The 10,614-nt window shown below is 58.0% G+C and carries 11 protein-coding genes; 5 read left to right on the forward strand and 6 right to left on the reverse strand.

From position 1 onward, the window contains the following. Positions 1–29 precede the first annotated feature (29 nt). The 4 genes from AC0AP0_RS05350 to AC0AP0_RS05365 all read right to left on the reverse strand — a co-directional run bounded on the left by AC0AP0_RS05350 (position 30) and on the right by AC0AP0_RS05365 (position 3,797). Entirely contained in the window at positions 30–488 is a 459-nt protein-coding gene (locus tag AC0AP0_RS05350; protein WP_024626651.1) for an Ohr family peroxiredoxin, read from the reverse strand. Between the two features lie 70 nt (positions 489–558). Further along, positions 559–1,917 (reverse strand): alanine racemase, encoded by a 1,359-nt coding sequence (alr, locus tag AC0AP0_RS05355; protein WP_490429626.1) that lies wholly within the window; start codon positions 1,915–1,917, stop codon positions 559–561. Between the two features lie 42 nt (positions 1,918–1,959). Then, positions 1,960–2,595 carry an N-acetyltransferase gene (locus AC0AP0_RS05360; protein ID WP_121913162.1) on the reverse strand — a complete coding sequence of 212 codons (636 nt, stop codon included), beginning with the start codon at positions 2,593–2,595 and terminating at the stop codon, positions 1,960–1,962. Positions 2,596–2,741: 146 nt separating this feature from the next. Further along, positions 2,742–3,797 (reverse strand): LacI family DNA-binding transcriptional regulator, encoded by a 1,056-nt coding sequence (locus AC0AP0_RS05365; RefSeq protein ID WP_490429627.1) that lies wholly within the window; start codon positions 3,795–3,797, stop codon positions 2,742–2,744. A gap of 150 nt (positions 3,798–3,947) precedes the next feature. Between AC0AP0_RS05365 and AC0AP0_RS05370 the strand changes: the two genes are divergently transcribed. The 5 genes from AC0AP0_RS05370 (at position 3,948) to AC0AP0_RS05390 (ending at position 7,948) form a co-directional block, all read left to right on the forward strand. After that, complete coding sequence (locus tag AC0AP0_RS05370; protein ID WP_211119755.1) at positions 3,948–5,231, forward strand: enolase C-terminal domain-like protein; 1,284 nt, start codon at positions 3,948–3,950, stop codon at positions 5,229–5,231. Between the two features lie 81 nt (positions 5,232–5,312). Beyond that, on the forward strand, positions 5,313–6,104 hold the full coding sequence (locus tag AC0AP0_RS05375; RefSeq protein ID WP_489932389.1) for an SDR family oxidoreductase: 792 nt from the start codon (positions 5,313–5,315) through the stop codon (positions 6,102–6,104). Positions 6,105–6,112: 8 nt separating this feature from the next. Next, on the forward strand, positions 6,113–6,247 hold the full coding sequence (locus AC0AP0_RS05380; protein ID WP_490429628.1) for a hypothetical protein: 135 nt from the start codon (positions 6,113–6,115) through the stop codon (positions 6,245–6,247). 1 nt (position 6,248) lies between these two features. Next, positions 6,249–7,046, forward strand: coding sequence for an amidohydrolase family protein (locus tag AC0AP0_RS05385; RefSeq protein WP_490429629.1), 798 nt, complete (start codon positions 6,249–6,251; stop codon positions 7,044–7,046). A gap of 2 nt (positions 7,047–7,048) precedes the next feature. Further along, entirely contained in the window at positions 7,049–7,948 is a 900-nt protein-coding gene (locus tag AC0AP0_RS05390) for a dihydrodipicolinate synthase family protein (RefSeq protein ID WP_110425565.1), read from the forward strand. A gap of 80 nt (positions 7,949–8,028) precedes the next feature. Here the strand turns inward: AC0AP0_RS05390 and AC0AP0_RS05395 are convergent, their stop codons facing one another. Next, positions 8,029–8,511, reverse strand: a complete 483-nt coding sequence (locus AC0AP0_RS05395; protein WP_029678668.1) for an S-ribosylhomocysteine lyase — start codon at positions 8,509–8,511, stop codon at positions 8,029–8,031. Between the two features lie 78 nt (positions 8,512–8,589). Beyond that, positions 8,590–10,593 carry a RecQ family ATP-dependent DNA helicase gene (locus AC0AP0_RS05400; protein WP_490429630.1) on the reverse strand — a complete coding sequence of 668 codons (2,004 nt, stop codon included), beginning with the start codon at positions 10,591–10,593 and terminating at the stop codon, positions 8,590–8,592. Positions 10,594–10,614: the final 21 nt, after the last annotated feature.

Raw genomic sequence — 10,614 nt, forward strand, 5'->3', positions numbered from 1 at the left:
TCAGTGCCCATCAGGCGCGCCCGCTCCGTTCAGTCCAGATTATCCACGACCACCACTTCAGTGGGCACATTGCCCGCTGTGGCCTTGGAATAGGGGCAAAGCTCCTGGGTCCGCTCCACCAGACGGGTAGCCAGATCACGATCGACGCCGGGCAGGCAGACCTCAATCAGAGCCTTGATGCCGAAGGACTCGCCCTGGTCGCCAAGGGAGATGTGAGTGCGCACCTTGCTCTGGGCCAGCTTGGTGGCTGGCACGCGCAACTCTTTGCCGGCCAGTCCCATGGCTCCCTGGAAGCAGGCACCCCAGCCGATGGCGAAGAGTTGCTCGGGGTTGGTGCCCTGGCCCTTGCCTCCCATAGCCTTGGGTGTATCCAAGTCCAGGGAAAGATCGGGCTCGTGGCTGTCCGCATGGCCCTCGCGGCCTCCGGTGATGTCAGCTACGGCTGTGTATGAGATATTGCTGGGTTCATTTCCTGTATATGTAGTCATAACCTCATCTCACCACTTATATTGCCTCTTGACAAGGCCCCAAGTCCGGGTTTGACCTGTGATAGTGGTCTCAAAGAATGGATTCAGGGGCAATCAGGTGCAGGTCGGAGGGTTCGACCACCTCATGCACACCCAGGTAGAGCCGTGGGATCCTACTACGCAGGCAGGTGAAGATCTCATAGCTGATGGTGTCAGCGGCCCGTGCCCAGTCATCAGCGGTTGGCTCAGCCTTGTCCTCCCCCTGGCCTGGCCCAAAGAGAACAACGGTATCGCCCTCGTCCACTCCCAAGTCGGAAGCCATGCCCTCCAGATCAAGTACACACTGGTCCATGCAGACTCTTCCTGCGACACGAACCAACCTGGGCCCTTGACGAGTCATCAGACGGACGGGACCTCCCAGATGCTCTCGGCCCATAGCGCCCTCGCGGTCAAAGCCCGAGGCTGACCGATGGATCCCGTCGGCGTATCCCAAGGGCATGATGGCCGTGCTTGTGGGCTTCTCCGTCAAATAGGTGCGGCCGTAGGAGATGCCGTGACCGGCCGGCATATCCTTGACAGTGCCCAGCTGGGCCTGAAGGGTCATTGCCGGACGCAGACCATAATCCGCCGAAACCCCCATGGAAGGATCGGGCTCGTACCCATACAGGCCGATGCCAGGACGGGTCAGGTCATAACGTATCCCTGGGCGGCTGAGCGTGGCGGCGGTGTTGGCAAGGTGCCGGATTTCAGGCTTCATGCCTGCGGCCGTCATCCTGTCATAGAACTCTTCGAAGAGGGCGATTTGCTCGTCAGTGGACGACACGAACTCATCAACCCCAGGCATGTCGGCCACAGCCAGATGGCTGAAAAGCCCCACAGGCTCCAACAGACCCTGTGCAGCCAGGCGGGAGAGTTCACGCAGGGCATCCCCAAAGGTTTCAGGAGTGAAGCCGTTGCGTCCGAAGCCAGTGTCCACCTTGATGTGGACGCGGGCAGGTCTGCCGAACTGGTCTGCCGCCTGCGCCACCTTGTCCATAGTCTCCAAGGAACCGACGCCCAAATCGATGTCAGCTTGGATCAGCTGGTCGAAGGGCGCTCGGTCCCCATTGAACATCCAGGACAGTATCCGGCAACGGTCGGGGCCGATGCCTGCTCGCCGCAGACGCAGGGCCTCGCTGGGCTGGGCAGTGCCCAGCCAGGTGGCCCCGCCGGACAAGGCCGCCAGGGCAGTAGGGATGAGCCCGTGACCGTAGGCATCGGCCTTGACCACACCCATGACTGCAGCACCAGGGTTCGTGGAATGAACCAGATCCACCAGGGTGGCCATATTGGCCTTCAAGGTCCTCAAGTCGACGATGATCTGGCCGGGATAGGCCCGAAGAGCTTGTTCGTAATGCTTTTGGCCCTCGGGCCCGGAGAACTGCCATTCAGGTGCTGCACTCAATGTCATGGCTCCATTGTGCGACGGCGCTGCGACGGTCGGAACCCGTCCTCAGACGGCAACCAAGCGCTTAGCGGCCCTTTCGCGCTCAGCCAGGTCAAGGGGACGATTGTGCAGCTGATAGGCCACCCGCACGTTCTCGATCTCCTTGTTTTCAGGCATGATGATATTGCCGCAGCGGGTGAAGCCATGGGTCTCCAGGATGTGCTGCATGGCGTAGTTCTTCAGTCCCGTATCGGCGCGGATGTTCTCGTACCGGCGCATGCTCCAATCGAGCAGGTCCCCGGCCGCGTGACGCCCCAGTCCCGAGGCGGCCACCCGATGGATGGTGGTATAGGGCCGGTCGTCCAGCCAGCTGCCATCAATGACCTTATAATCTGGTTCCGGGTCATGGAAGAGAGCAAAAACGCCGATGATGCGCTCATGGCTGCCCTTGTGCTCGTCCAACTCCGGTTCAGGGTAGACGGGATCCTCAGGAATCTGATCCATACCAGCTGCATCATCGACCAAGAGCATGGTGTGGCCCCCGGCGATGTCCTCGCGGATGCGTTCAGGCAGAGGGTACTTGTCCCCCCACTGACGGGGGTTGCCGGTCTCGGCCATCCGCTTTCTGGCGTAGGCGTAGACAGGCATGATCGCCTCAAAGTCGTCCATGGTGGCATGACGGATCCAACGTGCAGTTTCCATCGCGTACCTGCTCACTGTGGCTACCTCTTTCTCGACCGGTGCGGCAGGGACGAAACCCGCCCCTGCGATTGCCGAAGTACGAGTGTATCCATCAGCAGACAGTCATGAAGTGAGTACGCATTGAGCGAATCGGGGAATAGTTTGGGCTATTGTGCGGCCTCTTGAACCCGACTTTCCGATTGCAAATGACTGGCATGGGTCAGATTGACCACACTGTGTCGGCTGACCAGACGGGTCGGCATGACCACATGCCGCTGGAACTCCTTGCCCTGTCGTGCATCGAGAATCATTCCCACGGCCATCCTGGCCATCAGATCAAATGGCTGATCCACCGTGGTAAGGGCAGGCATCAGGTAGGAGGATGGATAGACGTTGTCGAATCCGACCACAGACAGGTCCTGACCGGGCTCCAGTCCACGTTCACGCGCCGCTCTGTAGATATTGACGGCTGTCAAGTCGTTACAGGCCAGGATCGCGGTCGGAGGATGAGCACGGTCCAGCAGATCACAGGCGGCTTGGTACCCTCTGTCGGGCAAATAGTCTCCCTGCAGAACCACGCTAGACGGCAGGCTGGCACCAATGGCTGCCAATGCTGCTCGGTATCCAGCCAGTCTGGCCTGCGCGGATTGCACATTCGCCGGTCCGGCTATAACGCCAATGCGCCGGTGCCCGGCATCAAGAAGGCATTTTGCGGCCTGGTATCCTCCAGTCCAATTGTCAAGCGTTATGCTCATGTCCTCATCGTTGACCAGGTCCACCGGATCGACCGCCACCAAGGGAATGCCTCTTGCTTTGAGCACATTCTTGCCCTTCTGGTCTATGGAGGACATCTGGGTAATCACACCCAGCGGGTTGCGATCAATGATCCCCCTCAGACATTCCTCGGCACGCCGCTGGTGATCGGTCTGCGTCACAGTCAGAGCCAGACCGGCATCCAAAGCCCACTTCGAGGCATAACGTATCATCTCGATGGTGCCATTGTTGGCGATATAATCCACCACCAGTTCAATGGTCTGGGCGATTTTGGTACTGACGAGCGGATGTGCATAGCCCTGATCAGCCAAAGCCTTTTCGACCCTCCGACGGGTTTTTGCCGCCACGCCCGGTCGACCGTTGATCACCTTGGAAACGGTCGAAGCCGAGATGCCGAGCTGCTCGGCTATAGCGCCAACGTGCGGATTGCCGGGTTCCTGTCTGGCCATGTGCATCCTTTCCAGTACCCAACAATCGTAACCATTGAGGCGGCGATAACATTCATGTCGAGATTAGAATTTTTATATGTTTACTTTTCAAATTTCTATTTCTGCGCCTATACTGATGTCTATGTTCACTAGATTGGCAAAGGAGCCACGATGAGTACTATCACTGCGGTGAAAACGTATGACTTTCGTTTTCCCACTTCTCTGACCTTGTCAGGATCGGATGCCATGAACAAGGACCCGGACTATTCGGCCGCCTATGTGGAAATACACACCTCGGCTGACGATGGCATCAAAGGGTGCGGTCTGGTCTTCACCATCGGACGAGGCAACGATGTTGTATGCAGAGCCATAGATTCCATAGGCGAGACTCTGTGTGGCCTGGAGGTTGAACGTCTGCTGGACAGCATGGGCCTGGCCTGGGACCTACTGGTCCATGACTCGCAGCTGCGCTGGCTGGGACCCGAAAAGGGAGTCGAGCATATGGCCATCGGCGCACTGCTGAGCGCCCTTTGGGACATGAAGGCCAAAAGAGCGAGGAAACCTTTGTGGTTGCTGCTGGCTGAAATGGACCCTGAAGACCTGGTCAGCACCCTGGACTTCAGATACCTCTCCGATGCCCTGCGTCCCGAGGAGGCCATAGACATTCTTAAGGATGGGCAATCCGGCAAGCAGGAGCGCATCGAGGACATTCGCCAGCACGGATATCCCGGTTATTCGACAGCACCAGGCTGGCTCGGCTACAGCGACGAAAAGATGGTGGAGATTGCCAAACGAGAGACAAAGGAAAAGGGCTTTAAGCAAATCAAGCTCAAGGTAGGCCAGAACCTCGATGATGACATACGCCGTCTGGGATTGGCCAGGGATGCCATCGGCCCCGACGTGCGTCTGGCCGTCGATGCCAACCAGGTCTGGGACGTCCCGCAAGCCATTGATTGGATCAACCATTTCCATGACTTCGACCTGGCATGGGTCGAAGAGCCCACCAGCCCCGACGACATCATCGGCCACGCAACCATTGCCAGGGCCATCAATCCCATTCCCGTGGCAACCGGCGAACAGATGCAGAACCGCATCATGTTCAAGCAATTCCTACAGGCCAATGCCTTCGGTATCATGCAGATCGACGCCACCAGAGTGGCGGGCCCCCAGGAGATAGTTCTGGAATACCTGCTGGCTCGCAAGTTCCACAAGATAGTATGCCCCCACGCTGGCGGGGTCGGACTGTGCGAGATGGTCTGTCACTTTGCCATGTTCGACTACGCAGCCGTCTCCTGCACCACGCAGGGCCGAATGATCGAATACGTGGACAACCAGCACGAATATTTCGTAAACCCCGTGCGTATCAGCCAGGGCATGTATCAAGCGCCAACCGCTCCCGGCAACGGGGCTGAAATGACCGTGGAGACTGCACAGCGCTACCTCCACCAGGAGTGACTCCGGGTCATCTCAATCAAAACCAGGCCCAATCGCCGGAGCCTTAGCAAATCATCCATTCATATAGACAAAGAAGCTTTAATGGATCTGCATCTCAAAAACAAGGTATTCATCATCACCGGTGGCTTCAAGGGCATCGGCAGGGGCATCGCCCTACAACTGGCCCAGGAGGGCGCCATAACCGCAGTCATAGACCGTGACGAGTCAGCCAGGGACCAGTTCTGCAAAGACATCGAGGCCTATACCGATACCTACCGGACCTTCATTCTGGATCTGAATGACACCGACGGCATAGCCCCCATTGTGGAGCAGGTGCACAAGGAATTCGGCCATATCGATGGCATAGTCAACAACGCTGGAGTCAACGACAACAAGGCCTTGGAAACTACTGACTGGCGGGAGTTCGAGCGTTCCGTACACGGTAATCTCACCCACTACTACGAACTCATGCACGCCTCTTGTGCCTATCTCAAGGAAAGCCACGGATCCGTCATCAACATCACTTCCAAAACCGCCGTGACCGGTCAGGGCAAGACCAGCGCCTATGCGGCGGCCAAGGGCGCAGTTCTGGGCCTGACCAGAGAATGGGCCGCAGCCTTGGTCCACGATGACGTACGGGTGAATGCCATCGTGGTCTCGGAATGCTGGACCCCCCTCTACGCCGACTGGATCAAGACGTTTGGCGATGAAAAGGCCCAGCAAGCCCGTCTTTCAGCCATCACAGACAAGATCCCCCTGGAACATCGCATGACCACACCCGAGGAGATCGGGAACACCGCCACCTTCCTGCTCTCTGATCGCGCATCACACACCACCGGCCAATGGGTGTTTGTCGATGGCGGATACGTCCACCTGGACCGGGCACTGAATTGAGCTCTGCCATGGAAAATGCAAATACGCAAAGCAAAGGCGGTTCCCAGGCCACCGTCGCCATGCTGGTAACCGCTCCCAGATTCCTCTACATCGCCTTGTATGCTTTTCGTGGGTGCCACATATGCCTTGAGCAGGGAGCCTGAGATGGCGCGACAATTGCAGGTCATCGATGCTCACTTCCACATGTGGAATCTTGAACGGCAACATCTGCCTTGGCTGGAAGGAATGCCATCACTGAACCGGAGCTTTCCCCTTCATGAGCTGGAAGACGAGTACGGGCAGTTGGGAGTGGAATTTTTGGGCGGAGTCTATGTGGAAGTTGACTCGGATGACCCCCTATTAGAGGACCGCTTGGTCTATGAGAACGATGACCCGAAAATTCTCGCCCGAATGCTAAGGGCACAGGTAGGGCCCTATATGAGGGTACCTATCAATGCTACGGGCATCAGAGAGCCCTTGCATACTGAATCTGCCCCGCGCGGCCGTTGCTTTGAACCCTCCTTCATCGCCGGGCTCCACGCCATGGCTGATAAGGGGATGCCCTTCGAGCTATGCAACAGGGGCGCAGAACTGCCGGACATGGCCCAGGCATTCTCTCAGGTTCCTTCCCTGACTGTCATCATGGATCATATGGGCAATATGCCCAACCTGTCACCAGCCTGCAAAAAAGCCATGCGGGCTATGGCGGCCCTGCCGCACTGCTACATCAAGGTGTCAGGCGACCAGCCGGTCGATCGCGACATCGTCGCCTTCGTCAGGGATACCTTTCCCCCGAACAGGATCCTCTACGCCTCCAATTGGCCGGTAGTCACCGTACACTCCTCGCTCAGGGAACACTGGCAACTGATGCTGGATACCTTTGGCCCGGATGAGGACTTCTTCAAGCACAATGCCATGAGGGCCTATGGAATCGATACCGATACGCTTACTTCGGAAGGGTGAACATGAGCACATTATCAGCCAAATTTGAGGGGATTTTCTGCCCGTCGATAACCGTCAGCGACGATCAAGGAGTCATCGACACCGACCTGTGGGGACGACATCTGGACCATCTGATCCGGGCTGGCATCAACGGGGTGCTCCTGTTCGGAAGCATCGGCGAGTTTTATGCCTATGATCTCCAAGAGAAGCGCTCGGCCCTGCAATTCGCCGTCGACCATATACAAGGACGCATGAAGGTATTCGTCGGAGTTGGCGACACGAACATGGACCGGGTCATGGATCTGACCAAGTTTGCCGGACAAATCGGCGCCGATGCCGTGGTGGCTGTCAGCCCCTATTATTTCGGCCCTTCGGAACCAACCGCTTATAGGTATTTCACCAGCATCGCCCATGCCTCGACTGTGCCGGTGATCCTCTATAACTTCCCTGCTCGTACAGGCAACGACTGCTCCCCGGAGCTGGTCGCAAGACTTGCCCAGGAATGCCCGAATATCGTTGGCATCAAAGATACCGTGGACACAATCAGCCACACACGTCGAGTCGTTGCGGCAGTCCGGCATGTCAGCCCTGAGTTTTCTGTGTTCTCAGGATTCGACGAATACTATATGGTCAACCGCATCTGTGGAGGCAACGGTGTTTTATCAGGCCTGACCAACGTGGAGCCGGAAACCTTCGTTGCCATGCATAAGGCCTATCAAGATGGCGATTACCAAACCGCACTAGACAAGGCCCGACGCATCAACCACTTGATGGCTATTTACGACACTGCGGATTTGTTCGTGTCGGCCATCAAGGGAGCTGTGCGACTGCAGGGTCTGCCCATCAGCACACGCATCCGCGAACCGGCTATGCAGATTGATGACGACCAGATGAAACAGATCGAGACCATACTGCGTAGTTGAGCTTTCACCTGTTGCATCGAACAGGGCCTGAGAAGAGGAACCTACCCCCTCCTCAGGCCCTGTTGTTTGCCTGTCAGCGCTCAGACCAGCTTGCGCTCGTAAGGATCGGAGCTGATGCCGGCAGCGACAATATCACGACTCCACTGCTTGGCCGAGAAGAGCGAATGGTCGCGGTAGTTGCCGCAGGAGGTGATCTCGGTGCCCGGCACGTCGTCCCAGGTGGCCTTTTCGGCGATGAACTCCAGCGACTCCTTCAGAGCCTTGGCCACATCTTCGGTCGAATGACGGCCCCAGGCAAGCAGGTGGAAGCCCGTCCGGCAGCCAAAAGGCGAGCAGTCGATATAGCCAGGGATGCGCTCGCGCAGGAGCACGGCAATCGTGTGCTCTATGGTGTGCAGCCCGGCAGTTGGAATGGCGTTCTGATTGGGCTGAACCAGGCGTAGATCATAGTTGGAGATGATGTCTCCCTGAGGGCCCTTCTCCTCGTCGATCAGGCGAACGTAGGGCGCCTTGACCTTGGTGTGATCCAGCTGGAAGCTCTCTACGATTGGTTTGTCAGCCATTGTTGTTTCCTTTCCTCTCGGGCGCCTAATCTGAAAGGCAGCCGCGATGAAGTCATGTATACCTCATGGTAGGCGGACCTACCTATCAGATCCGGCAGCGCCTAAGACCACATTCGCTCCTTTTCCCGCCGAGAATTCGGAGATGACCCCCATGAACCGGGGCCCATATTGCTCCAGCTTGTGCTGTCCCACCCCGTTGACGGCCAAGAAGGTCGCATCATCAACTGGACGCAGACGACACATATCGCGCAGCGCCTTGTCGGAGAAGACAATGTAGGGAGGTTTGCCGATCTCGCGGGCTATGCTGGTCCGCAAATCGCGCAGCTTCTGGAAAAGTTCCTCGTCCTCTGGGCTGGCATCGCTTGCGCCGGCCTGCTCGAGACCGTCATCATCGACGGTCGAAGAAGACCCGCCGCCGAAGACCTTGCCTGAAGTACTCGGGCGTTCCGTCCGCTTGATTTCGTAATGAAAATCCGGACTTACCGTCTGCGCGGCCTTGGGTCCGAAATGGACCATGGGCAGCCGTCCTTCGGTGATATACAGATATCCGTCCGAGGCCATCTGGTTGAGCACGTCGCGAATGCGCGCCTCCGGAATCTGGGCCAGAACGCCATAGCTGGGGCACCGATCCAGCCCTCGCCGAAGAAGGTCCTGCGAGCGCGAGCCCCGGAGAATCTGGGCGATCTTGCCGGAGCCGAACCCCTGATTCACGTCATGCACGCACCTGCTTATGGCACGGGCCACATCGCTGACATCGATGGTTTTGAAGGTGCTCAGACAGTTGGAACAGTTCTGGCAGCCGGTGCTGCCGGTGTCGGGATGCCCGACCAGGACGGGTTTGCCTTTGTCGGCCTCCGCAGGCGAAAGACCCGCGGCAGCCTGGTCCACCTCTTCGCCAAAGTACCGCAGCATGTACCGGTGAAGGCAACCGGTGGTCCGACAGTAACCGATCATGACGTTGAGCAGACGCCGGTGTTCGGCCCTGACCGCTTCAGCCTGCTCACCGGTCAGTCTGTCATTGCCATTGTCCATGTCCAGCAGGCGCCTGCGAGTGACGATATCGCTCTCGTTCCACAGCAGGGAGCATCGGGCGGGCTCACCGTCACGTCCTGCCCTGCCAGCTTCCTGGTAGTAGGCCTCGATGCTCTCGGGCATGTTGTGATGGATGACATAGCGCACGTTGGACTTGTCAATGCCCATGCCGAAGGCATTGGTAGCCACGACCACCTGCACCTTGTCGTTGACGAAGTCCCGCTGCGCCTGCTCTCTGTCCTGGGCATCCATGCCAGCGTGGTAGCTGACAGCGCTTACACCAGCCTTGGTCAGATCATCGGCCAGAGCTTCGGTCTCCTTGCGGGTGGCGCAGTAGACGATGCCCGAATCGTCTCCATGCTTCAGAGCGTATTGGACCACCCAGCGATTCTTGTATCTGCTCTCCAGTTTGATCACGTCAAAGAAGAGGTTGGGCCTGTCGAATCCCGTCACCGCCACGTAGGGGTCGTCCAAGCCCAACATGTATACGATGTCGCGCCGGACCTTCTCGGTCGCCGTAGCAGTGAAGGCTGCCACCGTGGGCCGGCTGGGCAGGGATCTTATGAAGTCCCCGATACCCAAGTAGGCAGGGCGGAAGTCCTGACCCCACTGGGATACGCAATGGGCTTCATCCACAGCGAGCAGGGAGATCCTCGTATGCTGGGCGAATTCCCTGAATCTGGGGGCATCCAGACGCTCGGGAGCCACGTAGAGGATTTTGCTGCGTCCCTGGGCAGCCTGAGCCAGGGCCAGGGACTGCTCATCCATGTCCTGGGTGGAATTGACGAATGAGGCCTGGATGCCGGCATCCTCCAGCCCATCCACCTGGTCCTTCATCAGGGAGACCAAGGGAGAGATGACGATGGTCAAACCGTCCAGAAGGGTGGCAGGAATCTGATAGCAGATGGACTTGCCGGCACCGGTCGGCATAACACCCAAGCAGTCCTGCCCGTTCAGGATGGCCTTGACCAGATCCTCCTGACCCGGGCGAAAAGACTCATATCCGAAATACCGCTTCAGCGCCTGCCCTGCATCCTGGATGTCCACCATGATTCCCCAGTCTATTGCCCC

It is taken from the genome of Bifidobacterium sp. POST2/T3 (B1), from assembly GCF_058197115.1.